12 protein-coding genes are annotated in these 16,891 nt (G+C 71.5%); 10 read left to right on the plus strand and 2 right to left on the minus strand.

What is annotated here, in order from left to right; translation table 11 throughout:
* The first annotated feature begins 33 nt into the window (after positions 1–33).
* Positions 34–1,566 (plus strand): DegQ family serine endoprotease, encoded by a 1,533-nt coding sequence (locus tag LZ017_RS15550; RefSeq protein WP_277604727.1) that lies wholly within the window; start codon positions 34–36, stop codon positions 1,564–1,566.
* A gap of 195 nt (positions 1,567–1,761) precedes the next feature.
* Positions 1,762–2,604 carry a four-helix bundle copper-binding protein gene (locus LZ017_RS22280; RefSeq protein WP_308194079.1) on the plus strand — a complete coding sequence of 281 codons (843 nt, stop codon included), beginning with the start codon at positions 1,762–1,764 and terminating at the stop codon, positions 2,602–2,604.
* Between the two features lie 39 nt (positions 2,605–2,643).
* Here LZ017_RS22280 and LZ017_RS15560 read toward each other — a convergent pair whose 3' ends face one another.
* Positions 2,644–3,372 (minus strand): FadR/GntR family transcriptional regulator, encoded by a 729-nt coding sequence (locus LZ017_RS15560; protein WP_241397964.1) that lies wholly within the window; start codon positions 3,370–3,372, stop codon positions 2,644–2,646.
* A 311-nt stretch (positions 3,373–3,683) separates the two neighbouring features.
* On the opposite strand from LZ017_RS15560, the gene lhpI reads away from it, so the two are divergent.
* The 8 genes from lhpI (at position 3,684) to LZ017_RS15605 (ending at position 15,876) form a co-directional block, all read left to right on the plus strand.
* Entirely contained in the window at positions 3,684–4,637 is a 954-nt protein-coding gene (gene lhpI, locus LZ017_RS15565; RefSeq protein ID WP_241397808.1) for a bifunctional Delta(1)-pyrroline-2-carboxylate/Delta(1)-piperideine-2-carboxylate reductase, read from the plus strand.
* Positions 4,638–4,655: 18 nt separating this feature from the next.
* Positions 4,656–5,663, plus strand: coding sequence for a trans-3-hydroxy-L-proline dehydratase (gene lhpH, locus LZ017_RS15570; RefSeq protein ID WP_241397809.1), 1,008 nt, complete (start codon positions 4,656–4,658; stop codon positions 5,661–5,663).
* Between the two features lie 148 nt (positions 5,664–5,811).
* A complete protein-coding gene (locus LZ017_RS15575; protein WP_241397810.1) occupies positions 5,812–6,939 on the plus strand; it encodes a branched-chain amino acid ABC transporter substrate-binding protein in 1,128 nt (375 codons plus the stop codon).
* 214 nt (positions 6,940–7,153) lie between these two features.
* Positions 7,154–9,373, plus strand: coding sequence for a TonB-dependent receptor (locus LZ017_RS15580; RefSeq protein ID WP_241397811.1), 2,220 nt, complete (start codon positions 7,154–7,156; stop codon positions 9,371–9,373).
* 17 nt (positions 9,374–9,390) lie between these two features.
* Positions 9,391–10,755 (plus strand): tetratricopeptide repeat protein, encoded by a 1,365-nt coding sequence (locus LZ017_RS15585; protein WP_241397812.1) that lies wholly within the window; start codon positions 9,391–9,393, stop codon positions 10,753–10,755.
* A 2-nt stretch (positions 10,756–10,757) separates the two neighbouring features.
* Complete coding sequence (locus tag LZ017_RS22285; protein ID WP_308194080.1) at positions 10,758–13,364, plus strand: ABC transporter substrate-binding protein; 2,607 nt, start codon at positions 10,758–10,760, stop codon at positions 13,362–13,364.
* Complete coding sequence (locus LZ017_RS15600; RefSeq protein ID WP_241397813.1) at positions 13,361–14,191, plus strand: ABC transporter permease; 831 nt, start codon at positions 13,361–13,363, stop codon at positions 14,189–14,191. The genes LZ017_RS22285 and LZ017_RS15600 overlap by 4 nt, the downstream gene beginning before the upstream one ends.
* Positions 14,188–15,876, plus strand: a complete 1,689-nt coding sequence (locus LZ017_RS15605; RefSeq protein WP_241397814.1) for an ABC transporter ATP-binding protein — start codon at positions 14,188–14,190, stop codon at positions 15,874–15,876. Before LZ017_RS15600 ends, LZ017_RS15605 begins: the two co-directional genes overlap by 4 nt.
* Here LZ017_RS15605 and LZ017_RS15610 read toward each other — a convergent pair.
* A complete protein-coding gene (locus tag LZ017_RS15610; RefSeq protein WP_241397815.1) occupies positions 15,840–16,874 on the minus strand; it encodes a P1 family peptidase in 1,035 nt (344 codons plus the stop codon). The two genes, LZ017_RS15605 and LZ017_RS15610, sit on opposite strands and share 37 nt — an antisense overlap.
* Between the last annotated feature and the right edge of the window lie 17 nt (positions 16,875–16,891).

The raw sequence follows: 16,891 nt of genomic DNA on the forward strand, positions 1-16,891 counted from the left end.
CGCCATCGAGTAGGCATCCTGATGGAGGTACTGATGGCACAAGTCGAAAAAATGGTTCCGGCCAAGCGCCTGGTGTGGGCACTGATCGCGGCCGGCGTGCTCGGCGCCGCGGGCGGCGCGGCCGCGATGCGCGGCGCGGCGGCCATGCGCACGGCGGGCGACGGTGGCACGGCGGCGACCGCCGCGCTGGCCTCGGCCACCGCGCCGGTGGCGGCGCAGGCCCAGCCGGTGACCCCGTCCACGCCGGTGGCCGTGCCCGATTTCGCGCAGATCGCGGCCACGCAGGGGACCGCGGTGGTGAACATCAGCGTCAGCGGCACCGCCAAGGCGCGCACCCAGCGCGGCGCGCCGCAAATCGATCCGGACGACCCCTTCTATGAATTCTTCCGCCGCTTCGGCGTCCCGACGCCGCCTGGCGGTGGCCGTGACGCGCCCATGCGCGGCCAGGGCTCGGGCTTCATCGTCAGCGACGATGGCGTGATCCTGACCAATGCCCATGTGGTCCAGGGCGCGGACGAGATCACCGTGAAGCTGACCGACCGGCGCGAGTTCAAGGCTAAGCTGCTGGGCGCCGACCGGCGCACCGACGTCGCGGTGCTGAAGATCGAAGGCAAGAACCTGCCCAGCGTGAAGCTGGGGTCGACGCAGAACCTGCGCGTTGGCGAATGGGTGCTGGCGATCGGATCGCCCTTCGGTTTCGAAAACAGCGTCAGCGCCGGCGTGGTCAGCGCCAAGAGCCGCTCGCTGGGCGGCGAGGACTCGCGCGTGCCCTTCCTGCAGACCGACGTCGCGATCAACCCCGGCAACTCCGGCGGCCCGCTGTTCAACGCGCGCGGCGAGGTGGTGGGCATCAACTCGCAGATCGTCAGCGCCTCGGGCGGCTACCAGGGGCTGAGCTTCGCCATTCCCATCGAGGTGGCGCAGCGCGTGCGCACGCAGATCCAGAACGGCGGCAAGGTCCAGCATGCCAAGCTGGGCGTGCTGGTGCAGGAGGTGAACCAGGGCTTCGCCGACTCCTTCAAGCTGGAGCGCCCCGAGGGCGCGCTGGTGGCCCAGGTGGAAGACGGCAGCCCCGCAGCCAAGGCCGGCCTGCGCTCCGGCGACGTGATCCTGAAGTTCAAGGGCCAGCCGGTGGTCAGCAGCGGTGATCTGCCGGCCCTGGTGGACCAGTCCGCGCCCGGCGAGAAGGTGGCGCTGGAGGTCTGGCGCAAGGGCAAGCGTGAAACCCTGCAGGCCGTGCTGGGCGACGCCAACGAGAAGCAGTCCCAGGCCGGCGACGACGGCCAGCCGGGCCAGGCCCAGGGCAAGCTGGGGCTGGCGCTGCGCCCGCTGCAGCCCGAGGAGCGGCGCCAATCCGGCATCCGCGAAGGCCTGTTGATCGAGGACGCCAGCGGCCCGTCGGCCAGCGCGGGCGTGCGCCCCGGCGACGTGCTGCTGGCGGTCAATGGGACGCCGGTGGAGTCGGTGGAGCAGGTGCGCGCCATCGTCGCCGAGGCGCAGAAGTCCGTCGCGCTGCTGATCCAGCGCGGCCGCGAGCGCATCTTCATCCCGGTGCGCGTGGGCTGATTCACGCCCCGCTTCGGCAGGCCCGCCTCGACCACCGGGCCGGGCCTGTGAGGCCGCAGGCATGTGGCTTGCTCCGCCGGGATGGACAACCCGCGGCGGGAGGAGCCCATGTCAGAACTTACCGGGTCGACCGGTGCGCCGGCCCGGCTTGGGGCCCTCCGGCGCACCGGCGTGGCCTGAGGCAGGCGGCCGATCATGCAGGCGCTGCGCAAGCCTTGGCGAGCCCGTCTGACGGTGGTCATTGCGCTGCTGTGCTTGCTGCCCGTGAGCGTGGCCGCGCTGACCTGCCAGCTCGATTGCGCATTCGCCATCCTGTACGACGCCAGCCGCTCGCCGGCTTCGGCAGAGGGTGGCGATCGAGTCCCTGACCCTGTCCCTGCGGAACGCCCCTTCGTCGCGGGCACGCAGGGCCAGCACCTGCCAGGCCCGGATGTGTCGCATCTGGCGCTTTGCCAATGGGGCGCCACGGGGCTGTGCGCCGAGGATGCCGAGTACCGGCCGCCCGTGGCGGGCCGCGCCTGGCCGTCGGACCCCGACCCGGCCTTCCGTTCCATCGACTGGCCACCGCCCCGGCACAAGCCCAAATCCGGGCCCGACTTCTCCGTCTCCCAGGGACCGGCCCGGCGCCGCCGGAGAACCGGTCGATCATCAATGGCGGGGCGTGCTCCAGGCCCAGTCGGCCCGTGCGACGCCCCGAAGGAGATCGTCATGGCTCATGAAGACCATTCCGCATGCATCGATGCATGCCTGCGTTGCGCCCTGGCCTGCGAGCACTGCGCCGCCGCCTGCCTGAAAGAACCCGAGCTTGCCGAGATGGCGGCCTGCATACGGCTGGATCGCGATTGCGCCGACCTGTGCCTGAGCACCGCCGCCTTCATGGCTCGAGGCAGCGAGTTCGACCGCGCCTTGTGCCGCGTGTGCGCCGAGGTCTGCCAGGCCTGTGCCGACGAGTGCGCCCGACACGCGCCCGAGCACTGCCGGCAGTGCGCCTCGGCCTGCCGCGATTGCGCGCAGGCCTGCGCGCGCATGGCGGATTGAGGCTCGCGCCCGCGTCGGCCCCAGGGGCGGCGCGGGCGTCTATTCCCGCGTCTGGATGTCGCGGCGCACGCGTTGCAGGTGCCCCTGCACGTAGAACGCCGCGGCGTCCTCGTCGCGGCTGACGATGGCCTCGTAGATCAGCCGGTGTTCGGCGACATAGAGCTGGATGCGTTGCTCGTCGTAGATGCCATCGTCCCGGAGCCGCTGCCACAGCGGCTCGTTCATGCTGGCGGCCACCTCGTCGGCCATGCGCACGATCAGGGCGTTGCCGGTCATCACGGCCAGCTGGCGGTGGAAGAGGCGGTCGCATTCGCTCCAGGCGGCCTGCTGCGCGGGGTCGGCGATGTCTTTCACCGCCGCCATCCGCGCCAGCAGGCTTTCCGCCAGCGCGTCGCGCCGCCCCTGGCGGGCGGCCATCCGGGCGATGGCGGGCTCCAGCATCAGGCGCACCTCCAGCGTGCTGCCGGGGCTCAGATCGGCGGGGCGCGGCCCGGCGTCGGTCGCAGGCGTTTCGGGGGGGCGCTCCGCCACATAGGTGCCCGAGCCCGGCCGGGTTGCGACCAGCCCCTCGTTCTGCAGCGCGCCAATGGCCTCGCGGACCGCCGGCCGGCTGACCTGCAGCCGCTGCGCCAGGTCGCGCTCGGAGGGCAGCCGCGTTCCCGCCGCATAGGTGCCAGCGTGGATCGCCACGCGGATCTGATCCGCCACCTGCTCATAGATCTGCTTGGGACGAAATGGAGGGGGGCTCATGGGGATCTGGTCTTTCATCATGACCAGTTTCCGGAAGTGGTCTTGGGCACGGAGTGTAGGCGGGTCCGGGCGCGAGCAGGAGGTCTCCGCACAAATGGCGGGCGGAGCATGGGAAACTGAAGCAATGAGCCGTGAATGGGCAAGCGTGGAAACACTAAAGGCGAAGCCTTCAAGGTGGTTCATCATGAGACCATATTGGTTTATAAATTGCCCAATCCAGTGAGCGGACCGGTGCGAGCTCCGCGTCCCGCGTGAGGCGCCCGGGTCCTGAGCCCCCAGCCTCCTGCGGACGCCCGCCTCGTTCGAAACGGGAAGCTCCGAATTACCCCATGACGCCTCCCACCGCCCATCCTCGCCCTGGTCTCGAAGACGCCCCCGTGGTCTGCGACGCTCCCCGCAGCGCCGAATTGCTGGACTACCCGTCCTTGGTCCAGGCCATCGCGCTCGCGGCAGCGCAGTTCGAGGCGGGCGAGATCCAGAGCCCGGATCGTCTGGTGGTGCCGCTGGGGGAGGGCGGCGTGATGCTCAGCATGCCCGCCACCGCCGCGGACATCGGCGTGCACAAGCTGGTCAATGTGCAACCCGGCAACCGCCAACGCCAGCTGCCCACCATCCATGGCCTGGTGACCGTCTGCGCGGCCGACACGGGGCGGCCGCTGTGCCTGCTGGACGGTCCGCAGCTGACCGGACGCAGGACCGCGGCGGTGTCCATGCTGGCGATGCGCGAGTTGCTGGCGGCGCCGCCCGATGAGGTGCTGCTCATCGGCACCGGCGTGCAGGCCCGCCACCATGTGCAGGCGCTGCAGGCGCTGTATCCCCGCTGCAGGATCTGGGTGCGCGGTGCCCGCGCCGCGTCGGCCGAAGCCTTCTGCCAGGACGCTGGTGCCGCGCCGCAGCGGCTGGACGTGCTGGCGGGCCCGATTCCGGACGCGGTGCAGGCCGTGTTCACGCTGACCACCAGCACCGAGCCGGTCTATGACGAGCCGGCCCGGCGGGACCGCGTCGTGATTGGCGTCGGGGCTTTCAAGCCGCAGATGGCCGAGATCGGCCGGACGACGCTGCAAGGCAGCCAGCTGCATGCCGACGACCCCGCCGCCGCGCGGCACGAAGCCGGTGACCTGATGCGTGCCGGCGTCGACTGGTCCACGGTGCGCTCGCTGGCCGCGCTGCTGCGCGACGGCGCGGACCGGCGCCGCCCGCAGGTCTTCAAGAGCGTGGGCACGGCCGCCTGGGACCTGGCCGCCGCGCGCGTCGCACTCTCCCATCTGAACCCCCGGGCCTGAGGCCCTCCGAGCCACAACATGCAGATCAACCGCAGCATCAGCACCGTCGAAGTCCACACCGGCGGCGAACCCTTCCGCATCGTCACCTCGGGCCTGCCGCGCCTGCCCGGCGACACCATCGTGCAGCGGCGCGCCTGGCTGAAGGCCAACGCCGACGACATCCGCCAGGCCCTGATGTTCGAGCCGCGCGGCCATGCCGACATGTATGGCGGCTACCTGACGCCGCCGGTCTCGCCCGGGGCCGACTTCGGCGTGATCTTCGTGCACAACGAGGGCTACAGCGACCACTGCGGCCATGGCGTGATCGCGCTGGCGACCGCGGCCGTGGAGCTGGGCTGGGTGGAGCGGCAGTCGCCCGAGACGCGCGTGGGCATCGACGCGCCCTGCGGCAGGATCGACGCCTTCGTCGAATGGGACGGCAGCCATGCCGGCCGCGTGCGCTTCGTCAATGTGCCGTCCTTCATCTACCGGCGCGACGTCACCGTGCAGACCGAGTCCTTCGGCCCGGTCAGCGGCGACATCGCCTATGGCGGCGCCTTCTACTTCTACACCAGCGGCCGGCCGCATGGCCTGGAGATCCGCGAATCCGCGGTCGAGGCGCTGAAGCAGTTCGGCGCCGAGGTCAAGGCGGCCGCGAACAAGGCCTTCGCGGTGGTGCACCCCGACATTCCGGAGATCAACCACATCTACGGCACCATCATCGACGGCGCCCCGCGCCACCCCGATTCCACGCAGGCGAACTGCTGCGTGTTCGCGGACCGGGAGGTCGATCGCTCGCCCACCGGCTCGGGTACCGCCGGTCGGGTCGCCCAGCTTTATCTGCGGGGCGAACTGCAAAAGGGCGATATGCTGATCAACGAATCGGTCATCGGAACGGTGTTCACCGCCCGGGTTCTCGAGGAAACCGAGGTGGGCGGCCTGCGCGCCGTGATCCCGGAGGTCTCCGGATCGGCGCACATCTGCGGCTTCGCCACCTGGCTCCTGGACCCGCGTGACCCCCTGAAGAACGGATTCCTGGTGCGTTGACGCAACACTGTGTTCGGCGCGCCAGTTTTGCCGCGTCCTGCTCCCAGGTCTCCACAAGAAGCCCGGGCAGGGCGCCGACAGCCCGCTGCGGGGACAAGCAGCGGGCCTGACTCATGACCCGTCCATTTTTCTCGAGGAAGTACTCTCCATGAAAAAAATAGCGCTGAATCTGCTGGTGATGGCGGCCGCCCTGGTGGCCGCCGGAGCCAGCCAGGCCCAGGAACGCGTCCGCATCGGCTTCATGAGCCCGATCACCGGACCGCAGGCCGGCAATGGCGTGGACAACCGCGACGCGGTGCAACTGGCGATCAAGGAACTGAACGCCAAGGGACTGAAGGTGGCCGGCAAGACCATCCAGTTCGAACTCGACATCAACGACGACACGGCCGATCCGCGCCAGGGCGTCCAGGTGGCGCAGACCCTGGTCGACAAGAAGGTGAAGTTCGTCCTCGGCCCGTACAACTCCGGCGTGACCATGCCGGCGTCGCGCGTGTTCGCCGATGGCGGCGTGGTGGTGTTCACCGTCGCGTCCAATCCCAAGATCACGACGCAGGGCCACAACAACCTGTTCCGCATTGGCGCCACCGACAACCAGCTGGGCGCCAAGATGGCCGCCTACGCCGGCCAGGACCTGAAGATCAAGACCGTGGCCGTCATCGATGACCGCACCGCCTACGGCCAGGGCGTGGCCCAGGAGTTCAGCGACCAGGCCAAGCGCATGGGCATCAAGATCGTGGCCAAGGAGTTCACGACCGACAAGGCCACGGACTTCAGCTCCATCCTGACCGCCGTGCGCGCCGCCAAGCCGGACGCCGTGTTCTACGGCGGCTACTCCTCGCAGGCCGGCCCCATGCTGCGCCAGATGCGTTCGCTGGGCATCACCGCGCCGCTGCTGGGCGGCGACGGCATCTGCTCGTCGGAAACGGCCACGCTGTCGCAGATCGCCGGCGAGCTGAACGTCTACTGCACGCAGGGCGGCTCCATCATCGACCGCAGCGACAAGGGCAAGAAGTTCGCCGAGCGCTATCGCGCCGAGTTCAAGCGCGACCCGCTGACCTATGCCGCGGCCTTCTACGACGGCGCCTACCTGCTGGCCTCGGCGATCGAAGCCACGCAGTCGACCGATCCGAAGAAGATCATCGAGCATGTGGCCAAGGGCAGCTACGCGGGCGTCGCCGGCGAGTATTCGTACGACGCCAAGCACGACCTGCGCTCCTCCGCGGTGACCGTGTTCACCTTCAAGGGCAAGGATGTGGTGGCGCTGAAGAGCCTCTGATCCTGCTCCACGCCAAGAACGCCGCGCGGGCTGCTGGTCCGCGCGGCGTTTTTTCATTCCCCCGAAGTCAAGCCCTGCACAACGCATACCGATAGCCGGTTTTCGCAATCGGCGCCGCACGACCCCCGCCCTAGACTTTTTCCCAGACGCCCGATGCGCAGCGACGCGAGGGGCGCCAAGTCGTTCAACAACATGTCGTGGATTGGGACCGCAGATGCGCGAAGTGCAGCAGGAATTGAAAGCAGTGGCGGCCGGTGTGGCCTGGTTGGTGTCAGGTCTTGCCGGCGCCCAGACGGCGCCGCAGCCGGCCCCTCAGCCGCCCGCCGTGGCGGCGCTGGACCGGGTCGAGGTGACGGCGCAGCGCCGCGTCGAATCGGTGCAGGACGTGGGCGTGGCGATCAGCGTGCTGTCGGGCGACGAACTGGCGGCGCGCGGCATCAGCAGCGTCAACAAGCTGCAAAACGAGCTGCCCAGCCTGGAGATCGAGCCGGCCTTCGGCAGCGGGCAGCCGCAGTTCCGCATCCGCGGCATCGGCTTCCAGGACTACGGCAGCAACAACGCGTCGGCGGTGGGCCTCTATGTGGACGAGGTGGCCTTTGGCTTCCCGGTGCAGACCCAGGGCCTGCTGTTTGACCTCGAACGGGTGGAGGTGCTGCGCGGGCCGCAGGGCACGCTGTACGGCAAGAACACCACCGGCGGCGCGATCAACCTGATCAGCCGCAAGCCGACGCGCAACACCGAGGCCGGCTTTTCGCTGAGCTATGGCTCCCACCAGGCCAAGTCCGCGCAGGGCTTTGTTTCCGGCGCGCTGGGCGAGAGCCTGCGTGGCCGCCTGTCGCTGGCCACCGAGCAGGGCGGGGCCTGGCAGAGCAACCGCGCGACCGGCGAGAAGCTGGGCGACAAAAACATCGTCGCGGTGCGCGGCCAGCTGGAGCTGGACCTGACGCGCGATCTGAAGGCCCACCTGAGCCTGTCGCACAGCACCGACAAGTCCGACGTCACCGGCCTCTACCTGTTCACGCCGCGGCCCAACTACGGGTATCCGGCCGACACCGACCGGCGCAAGACCGGCTGGGGCCTGGCCCCCGACTTCGCCGCGCTGGTGGGCGTGAGCCCCGACGCCAAGCCCTCGCGCGACAACAGCGCCACCAATCTGGCGCTGACGCTGAACTGGGAACTCGGCGACAGCCGGCTCACCAGCATCACCAGCCACCAGAAGTTCGACCGCCGCGAGCTGGGGGATTGGGACGGCACCGCGCTCAACCACTCCGACGTCCACTGGAAGGACAAGGCCAGCATCACCACCCAGGAGCTGCGCCTGGCCTCCAGCAAGGCGGCCGCGCTGAACTGGGTGGCCGGCGTCTACTACGCCAAGGAAACGCTGGACGAGGACTGGCACACCGACTTCCGCCGCGACTACGGCCTGATCACGCGCACCCGCTACACGCAGGACGGCAAGACCTGGGCCGTGTTCGGCCAGGGGGACTATCAGCTGTCGCCGGGGCTGAAGGCGGTCTTCGGGCTGCGCCACGAGAAGGAGCGCCGCAGCGTGCGCGACTTCAGCACCGTGTTCACCAATGTGCCGGACTCCGGATTGAAGGGCCTGTCCAGCGCGCTGGACAGCCGCAACACCTCCGGCAAGCTGGGGCTGGAGTACCAACTGGAGCGCGGCCAGCTGATCTACGCGTCGCTGAGCCGGGGCATCAAATCCGGCGGCATCACCGCGCACAACACCTTCGATCCGGCGGCGCTGGGCGCCTTCCAGCCCGAGAAGCTCAACAGCCTGGAGCTGGGCTACAAGGCCGACCTCAGCCGCTCGCTGCGCCTGAATGCCGCGCTGTTCCACTACGACTACCGCAACCAGCAGTTCCAGGACGTCACGACCTCCAACACCGGCGCGCTGGTGGGCAAGATCGTCAACATCCCGCGCTCCAGCGTGGACGGCGGCGAGCTGGAGCTGCAATGGCGCCCGCTGGTCGGCCTGACCCTGGGCCAGTCGCTGGGCTACAAGCATGCCCGCTTCAAGGAGTTCAAGTCGGTGCTGCTGGGCGACCTCTCCGGGCACGACCAGTTCCTGCCCAAGCTCAGCTATGGCGGCAGCATCGCCTACGCCTGGAGCGGCCAGGGCTATGAGTTCAAGCTGGCCGGCGACTACAGCTACCGCAGCAAGTACGCGTCCTGGCTGAACCGGCTCAGCGTCGATGGCGGCAACACCTACGACATCCCCGCCTACTGGCTGGCCAATGCGCGCGTCGAGATCGCCAAATCGGGCGCGCCCTGGCAGCTGACGCTGGCGGTGCAGAACCTGTTCGACAAGCACTATGACCTGACGCGCAACTTCTTCGGCAACCGGCCCGGCACCAAGGACGACCTCAACGTTGCCGCCGCTGGCCAGCCGCGCAGCCTCAGCGTCACGCTGGGCTACAACTACTGAGCCCGGAGCGCCGCGCCATGAGCCAGGACGATCTGGGCAACCCCCTTCGCAGCCGCTCGCCCGAGGTGGTCGCCGGGCTGAACGATTTCGTCGGCGGCTTCCTCGCCTACGAGACGCGCGCCGAGGCCATCCTCGCGCTGGCCGACGCGCACCCCGACGAGCCACTGGCGAATGCCTATGCCGGCTGCCTGTGGATGTTCCTCGAGTCTCCGGAAGGACCGGTGCGCGCGCGCCACTACTTCGCGCGCGCCAAAGCCGCGGCTGCGGAAGGTGCCGCGGAAGAGGCGGAGCCGGCGGCCTGGCGCGAGCGCCAGCACCTGCGCCTGCTGCAGGCCTGGATCGACGGCGAGCTGCCTGAGGTGGAGGCGCTGGCCGAGGCCCTCAGCGAGCGCTTCCCGCGCGACCTTTTCATCGTCAAGCTGCGGCAATACCTGGCATTCAACCGTGGCGACTCGCCGGCCATGTTGCGCGCGATCCTGACGGTGCTGCCGGACAACCAGGAGCAGGCGCATGCCCACGGCATGGCGGCCTTCGCCTATGAGCAATGCCACCGGCTGGACCAGGCCGAGGCCGCCGCGCGCCGCGCGCTCGCGCTGCAGCGCAAGGAACCCTGGGCGCAGCACGCGCTGGCCCATGTGCTGCTGACGCAGGGGCGTGTCGAGGAGGGGCTGGCCTTCCTGGAATCGGTGCGCGACAGCTGGGTCGGGCTGAACTCCTTCATGCACACCCATCTGTGGTGGCATCTGGCGCTGTTCCTGCTCGCCCGCGACCGCGTGCCCGAGGTGCTGGCCCTCTACGACCGCGAGGTCTGGGGCATTTCCAAGAGCTACTCGCAGGACCAGATCGGCGCCGTGCAGCTGCTGGCGCGGCTGGAATGGGCGGGCGTGGATGTCGGCGAGCGCTGGCAGGACCTGGCCGACCACATCGCCGCGCGCGGCGAGGACACGGTGGAACCCTTCTTGAGCTTGCTCTACCTGTACGGGCTGGCGCGCGCCGGCCGGCCGCAGGCCGATGCGCTGCGGGCGGCCATCGAAGCCCGGGCGGGGCAGGCACCGGCGCACAGCCGCGAGGCTTGGGCCGAGGTCGCGGTGCCGGCCGCGCAAGGCCTGTTGGCACTGGCGCGCGGCGCGCACGACGAGGCCCGCAAACGCCTGGCCCAGGCGCTGCCGGGCCTGCCGGCCATCGGCGGCAGCCACGCGCAGCGCGATCTCTTTCACCTGCTGCAACTGCAGGCCGAGCTGGGCGCCGGGCAGCTGCTGCCGGTGCAGCAGGCGCTGGAGGCGCGCCGCCGTGTCGATCCTCGGGACGCGCCGGTCCGGCGCGTGCTGGCTCGGGTCTATGCCGGACTGGGCCTGCCGCAGCTGGCGGATCGGGAGGCGTGAGCATGGCGGACCTGCCCCTCGGCGCGGCTTGGCGCCGGTCCTGGCTATGGCCCTGGCTGGCGCTGGCGGCCTTGTTGCTGGCGCCGGGCGTGGCGCCCGCGGCGGAGCGGATCGGCGAAGCCGGCCTGCGCGTCGCGCTGCAGCTGGAGCCGCCCATCCTGGACCCCACGGCGGGCGCGGCGGCGCCGATCAACGAGATCGTCCACGGCAATCTGTTCGAGGGGCTGCTGGGGATGGGCGAGGACGGCGAACCCCGGCCGCGCCTGGCGTTGGACTGGGACGTGGCGCCGGACGGCCTCAGCTACCACTTCCGGCTGCGCCCCGGCGTGCGCTTCCACGACGGCACGCCCTTCGACGCCGAGGTGGCGCGCTTCGCGCTGGAGCGGGCGAGGGCGCCGGGTTCGCTCAACCCGCAGCGCGCCGCGCTCGATGCCATCGCGCGCATCGAGGTGCTGGACCCGCTGCGGCTGCGCCTCGTGCTCAAGCGGCGCGCGGGCGGTTTGCTGCAGACCCTGGCCAGCGGCGCGCTGGTGATGGTGGCGCCGGCCAGCGCCGACGGCAACAAGACCGCGCCGGTGGGCACCGGGCCCTTCCGCTTCGCCGCGTGGCGGCGCGGCGAAGCGGTGGAGCTGCGCCGCCATGAGGGCTATTGGGGTGGCCCGGCCGCGCTGGCCTGGCTGCGCTACCGCTTCATCGCCGACCCCTCCGCGGCCTACGCGGCGCTGATGGCCGGCGATGTCGACCTGTTTTCCAATTTCCCGGCGCCAGAGAACCTGGCGCAGTTCAAGGCCGATCCGCGCTTTGTGGTCAGCGCCGGCAGCAGCGAAGGCGAGACCCTGCTGGTGTTCAACCAGCGGCGCGCGCCGCTGGACCAGCGTCTGGTGCGCCGCGCGCTGAGCCATGCCATTGACCGGCGGGCGCTGATCGACGGCGCGATGTTCGGCTATGGCATCCCCATAGGCAGCCACTTCCCGCCCGGCCATGCGGCCTATGTGGACCTGACCGCGGCCTCGGCCCACGACCCCGAGCGGGCGCGCGCGCTGCTGGCCGAGGCCGGCCTGGCACAGGGCTTCGCGCTGCAGCTCAAGCTGCCACCGACGCCCTACGCGCGCCGCGGCGGCGAGATCATCGCGGCGCAGCTGGCGCGCGTCGGCGTGCGTGTGCAGTTGCAGAACCTCGAATGGTCGCAATGGATGGACCAGGTGTTCACGCGCCATGACTTCGATCTGTCGCTGGTCGTGCACGCCGAGCCGCAGGACTACGACATCTACGGCCGCGACGACTATTACTTCGGCTACCGCAGCCCGGCCTTCAAGTCCTTGCTGGCCCAGCTGGACGAGCACAGCGACAGCGCCAGCCGGCGCGAGCTGCTGCAGGCCCTGCAGCGCCAGCTCAGTGACGACGCGGCCAATGGCTTCCTGTTCCAGTACCCGCGCCTGCTGGTGCGCAAGACCGGGTTGCAGGGGCTGCGCTTCAACGCCAGCGGCAGCATCGAGCTGGGTGCCGCGCAGTGGGAGGCCTCGGCCGCCGCGTCCGCGCGCGGTCCGGCGGGCGGGCCCGGCAGCGCCTGGCGCGAGCCGCTGGCAAACGCGCTGCTGGCCGCGCTGGCGCTGGGCGCGGCGCTGCTCGCGCTGGGGCTGCTGCGACGCGCCGGTGTGGGCTGGCTGCTGCGGCGCCTGCCCAGCCTGCTGCTGACGCTGGCGCTGTCCAGCGCGCTGGTCTTCGCGCTGGTGCAGCTGGCCCCGGGCGACCCCGCGCGCTACATGCTGGGGCTGAATGCCGAGGACCAGGCCGTGGCCGCGCTGCGCGAGCAGCTCGGTCTGGCGGCGCCCGCGCTGCAACGCTATGGCCAATGGCTGACGGGCCTGCTGGGCGGCGATTTCGGTCAGAGCTACACCTACCGCGTGCCGGTCGGCGAATTGGTGCGGGAGCGGCTGCAGGTGTCGCTGCCGCTGACCGGCTATGCGCTGGCCCTGGCGCTGATGCTGGCCCTGCCGGTCGGCCTGATGGCGGCGCACGCGCGCGGCGGCCGCCTGGACGCGCTGCTGAGCGGCCTGACGCAGCTGGGCATCGCGCTGCCCAGCTTCTGGCTGGGCCTGCTGCTGGTGCTGGTGTTCGCGGTGGGCCTGCGCTGGGTGCCGGCGGGCGGCTTCGCCGGCTGGGACCAGGGGCTGTGGCCCGGTCTGGCCTCGCTGACGCTGCCGGCGCTCGCGCTGGCGTTGCCGCAGGCCGCCATCCTGTCGCGCGTGCTGCGCGGCGCGCTGATCGAGGTGCTGCACGAGGACTACCTGCGCACCGCGCGGGCCAAGGGTGTGGGCGCCTGGCGCGCGCTCTGGCGGCATGCATTGCCGAACGCGCTCATTCCGGTGCTGACCGTGCTGGGCATGCAGTGTGCCTTCCTGCTCGCGGGGGCCGTGATCATCGAGAACCTGTTCTTCCTGCCCGGGCTCGGTCGCCTGCTCTTCCAGGGCGTGGTGCAGCGCGACCTGATCCTGGTGCAGGGCGTGGTGATGCTGCTGGTGGCGGCCGTGGTGCTGGTGTCCTTCGTCGTCGAGCTGGCCTATCGCGCGGCCGATCCGCGTCTGGCGTCCCAGGGAGGCCGGCCATGAGCGCGGCGCGTCGCCCCGACGGACGCCTGGCCCTGGGGCTGACGCTGAGCCTGGGCCTGCTCGCGCTGGCGCTGCTGTCGCAGTTCTGGACGCCGTGGAGCACCACCGAGCTGGCCGTCGCCGATCGTCTGCGGCCGCCCAGCCCCAGCCACTGGCTGGGCACCGACCACCTGGGCCGCGACCTGCTGTCCCTGCTGATGCAGGGCGCGGCCACCTCGCTGGGCGTGGCGCTTGCGGCGGTGGCGGGCGGCGCGCTGGCCGGCGTGCCGCTGGGCCTGTGGGCGGCGGCGCGCGGCGGCTGGGTGGACGAGCTGATCATGCGCGCCAACGACCTGGTCTTCGCCTTCCCGTCGCTGCTGCTGGCCATCCTGACCACGACCTGGCTGGGCCCGGGCGCGCTCAACGCCATCCTGGCGATCGCGGTGTTCAACGTGCCGGTCTTCGCACGCGTGACGCGCGGCGGCGCCTTGGCGCTGGGGTCGCGCGAGTTCCTGCTCGCGGCGCGCGTCGCCGGCAAGGGGGCGCTGCGCATCTCGCTGGAACATGTGCTGCCCAATCTGGCCGGCTTGCTGCTGGTTCAGCTGAGCGTGCAGCTCTCCATGGGTCTGCTGGCCGAGACCGGCCTGTCCTACATGGGCCTGGGTGCGCAGCCGCCGCAGCCCAGCTGGGGGCGCATGCTGGCCGACGCCCAGACCCTCAGCGCGCTGGCCCCGACGCTGGCCCTCTTTCCCGGCCTGGCCATCGTGCTCGCGGTGCTGGGCTTCAACCTGCTGGGCGACGGTCTGCGCGACCGCTTCGACCCGCGCCGCCAGGAGACTCGCGCATGAGCGCCAACCCCACCCCGGCCCGCGCCTCCGCGCGGCCGCTGCTGCAGATCGAGGGCCTGCGGCTGAGCCTCGGGCCCCACGAGATCCTGCATGGCCTGGACCTGAGCCTGGCGCCGGGCGAAATCCTCGGGCTGGTGGGCGAATCGGGCTCCGGCAAGTCGCTGACAGCGCTCTCGGTGCTGGGCCTGCTGCCGCGCGGCGCGCGCTGCAGCGGCAGCATCCGCCTGGACGGCGAGGAACTGCTGGGGCGCCCCGAGCGCGCGCTGGACGCGCTGCGCGGGCGCGACATCGGGATGGTGTTCCAGGAACCGATGACGGCATTGAATCCGCTGATGAGCATCGGCGATCAGGTGGCCGAGGTCGTGCGCCTGCATCGCAAGGTCTCGCGCGCGCAGGCGCTGGCGCAGGCACGCCGCGCGCTGGATCGCGCCGGTCTGCCGGCCGCGCAGTTCGGGCCGGAGCGTTATCCGCACCAGCTCTCGGGCGGCCAGCGCCAGCGCGTGGCCATCGCGATCGCGATCGCGCTCGGACCCCGGCTGCTGATCGCCGACGAGCCGACGACGGCGCTCGACGCGGCGACCCAGGCCGCGGTCCTCTCCCTGCTGACGCGCCTGGTGCGCGAGGACGGCGGCGCGCTGCTGCTGGTGACCCATGACCTGGCCGTGGTCGCCGAGCATGCCGATCGCGTCGCCGTGCTGCGCCGCGGCCGGCTGGTCGAGCAGGGCGCGACCGAGCAGGTGCTGGGGCATCCGGCCTCGGACTACACGGCCGGATTGCTGCGCCACGCGCGCCTGCAGGGGCTCGAGCCGCCGCCGCAGCCGGCGCCCCCCGAGGCACCGCCGCTGCTGGAGCTGCGTGGCCTGGTGCGCGAACGCCGGCGCGCGGGCGGGCTGTTCGCGCGGGCGCAGCGGCTGCGCGCGGTGGACGAGGTCAGCCTGTCGGTGCGGCGCGGCGAGACCGTGGGCCTGGTCGGCGAATCAGGCTGCGGCAAGTCCACGCTGCTGAGAACCCTGCTCGGCCTGGAGCCGGCGCAGGCGGGCCAGGTGCTGCTGCGGGGTCAGGTCTTCAGCGGCCGCGAGGCGGCGTTGCGGCCCGCGGTGCAGATCGTCTTTCAAGATCCCTATGGCAGCTTCGACCCGCGCTGGCGGGTCTGGCAGCTGGTGTCCGAGCCGCTGCACGGCTGCCCGGGCGGGCGGCCCGACGAGGCGCAATGCCGGCACCGCGTGGCCGCGCTGCTGGAGCAGGTGGGGCTGCGGGCCGCGGATGCCGACCGCTACGTGCACCAGTTCTCCGGCGGCCAGCGCCAGCGCCTCGCGATCGCGCGGGCGCTGATCACGGAGCCGGCGCTGGTGGTGCTGGACGAGGCGGTGTCCGCGCTCGACGTCTCGGTGCGGGCCCAGGTGCTGGCGCTGCTGGCGCGGCTGTCGCGCGAACTGGGGCTGGCCTATCTGTTCGTGTCGCACGACCTGGCGGTGGTGCGCGCCATCAGCCAGCGCGTCTTCGTGATGGACCAGGGCCGCATCGTGGAGAGCGGCGCCACCGAGGCGGTGTTCGCCGCGCCGCGCCACGAAGTCACCCGGCGGCTGCTGGCCGCCACGCCCGACCTGGACCGCGCGCTCGCGGCGCGCCGGCTGGCGCGGGCGGCGGCTCAGCCGGCACCGTGCCCGGACCTGGCGGCGGCCTGAAGCCCGCCCAGGTAGACGGCGCGCGCGATCGCACGCGCCAGGCAGTCGGCCGCGGCCGAGCCCAGGCGGCCCACCAGGACCTGGCGGGCGGCGCCGCTGCCGGCCGGCCGCTGGCCGCCGGCAACGGCGAACACGGTGTCGCCGTCGAAGGGTGTGTGGGCTGGACGCACCGCGCGCGCCATGCCGTCCTGCGCCATCATCGCGACGCGCTTGCATTCGGCGCTGCTGAGGTCGGCATTGCAGGCCACCACGGCCAGCGTGGTGTTGGCGCCGGGCTGGCTGCGCCCCAGCGCGGCGAGGCGCGACTGATCTGGCACCGGCTCGCTGATCGCGCCCTGGTCGGGCGCGGGACGCTGGCCGCCGAACTCGCCGTCGATCTCGAAGGGCCAGGCCCAGAAGGTGCGGCCGTCGGGCATCAGGGCCGAGCCGATGGGATTGGCGGCGACCAGCGCGCCGACGACCAGGCCGTCCTCCAGCGCGATCGAGGCCGAGCCCAGGCCCCCGGGCAGGAGCCCGGCCATCGCGCCGCGGCCGGCGCCGACGCGACCGAGCGGGAACTCGCGCGCCGCGGCTTCCACCGCGTCGATGCCCAGGCGCCGGTAGGGGGGCTCCAGCCCCCATTGCTTGTCGCCGCCGTTGGCCAGGTCGTGCAGCACCGCGGCCGGCACCAGCGGGATCGCGGGGGCGCCGGGCTTGAGGCGCAAGCCCTGGCCGCGCGCGGACAGCGCCGCGGTGACGCCATCGGCGGCGCCCAGGCCGAACACCGAGCCGCCGGCCAGCACGATGGCGTGGGCCTTGCCGACCAGGTTCTCGGGGGCGAGTGCCTCGGTCTCGCGCGAGCCGGGCCCGCCGCCGCGCACATCGACGCTGGCGGGCCAGAAGCCCTCCATCAGCAGCACGGTGACGCCGCTGCGTGCCGCGTCGTCGGTGGCATGGCCGACGCGCAGGCCGGGCACGTCGGTGATCAGGTTCAGGGGACCGGGACGGGGCAGGGTCATGGCGATGGACTGCAGAG

This window comes from Pelomonas sp. CA6, assembly GCF_022549225.1.
Lineage (GTDB): Bacteria > Pseudomonadota > Gammaproteobacteria > Burkholderiales > Burkholderiaceae_C > Roseateles.

Bases quoted from the DNA above. Each gene is read 5' to 3' on its own strand.
- LZ017_RS15550 (WP_277604727.1), top strand. From the start codon at position 34: ATGGCACAAGTCGAAAAAATGGTTCCGGCCAAGCGCCTGGTGTGGGCA.
- LZ017_RS22280 (WP_308194079.1), top strand. From the start codon at position 1,762: ATGCAGGCGCTGCGCAAGCCTTGGCGAGCCCGTCTGACGGTGGTCATT.
- LZ017_RS15560 (WP_241397964.1), bottom strand. From the start codon at position 3,372: ATGAAAGACCAGATCCCCATGAGCCCCCCTCCATTTCGTCCCAAGCAG.
- lhpI (WP_241397808.1), top strand. From the start codon at position 3,684: ATGACGCCTCCCACCGCCCATCCTCGCCCTGGTCTCGAAGACGCCCCC.
- lhpH (WP_241397809.1), top strand. From the start codon at position 4,656: ATGCAGATCAACCGCAGCATCAGCACCGTCGAAGTCCACACCGGCGGC.
- LZ017_RS15575 (WP_241397810.1), top strand. From the start codon at position 5,812: ATGAAAAAAATAGCGCTGAATCTGCTGGTGATGGCGGCCGCCCTGGTG.
- LZ017_RS15580 (WP_241397811.1), top strand. From the start codon at position 7,154: ATGCGCGAAGTGCAGCAGGAATTGAAAGCAGTGGCGGCCGGTGTGGCC.
- LZ017_RS15585 (WP_241397812.1), top strand. From the start codon at position 9,391: ATGAGCCAGGACGATCTGGGCAACCCCCTTCGCAGCCGCTCGCCCGAG.
- LZ017_RS22285 (WP_308194080.1), top strand. From the start codon at position 10,758: ATGGCGGACCTGCCCCTCGGCGCGGCTTGGCGCCGGTCCTGGCTATGG.
- LZ017_RS15600 (WP_241397813.1), top strand. From the start codon at position 13,361: ATGAGCGCGGCGCGTCGCCCCGACGGACGCCTGGCCCTGGGGCTGACG.
- LZ017_RS15605 (WP_241397814.1), top strand. From the start codon at position 14,188: ATGAGCGCCAACCCCACCCCGGCCCGCGCCTCCGCGCGGCCGCTGCTG.
- LZ017_RS15610 (WP_241397815.1), bottom strand. From the start codon at position 16,874: ATGACCCTGCCCCGTCCCGGTCCCCTGAACCTGATCACCGACGTGCCC.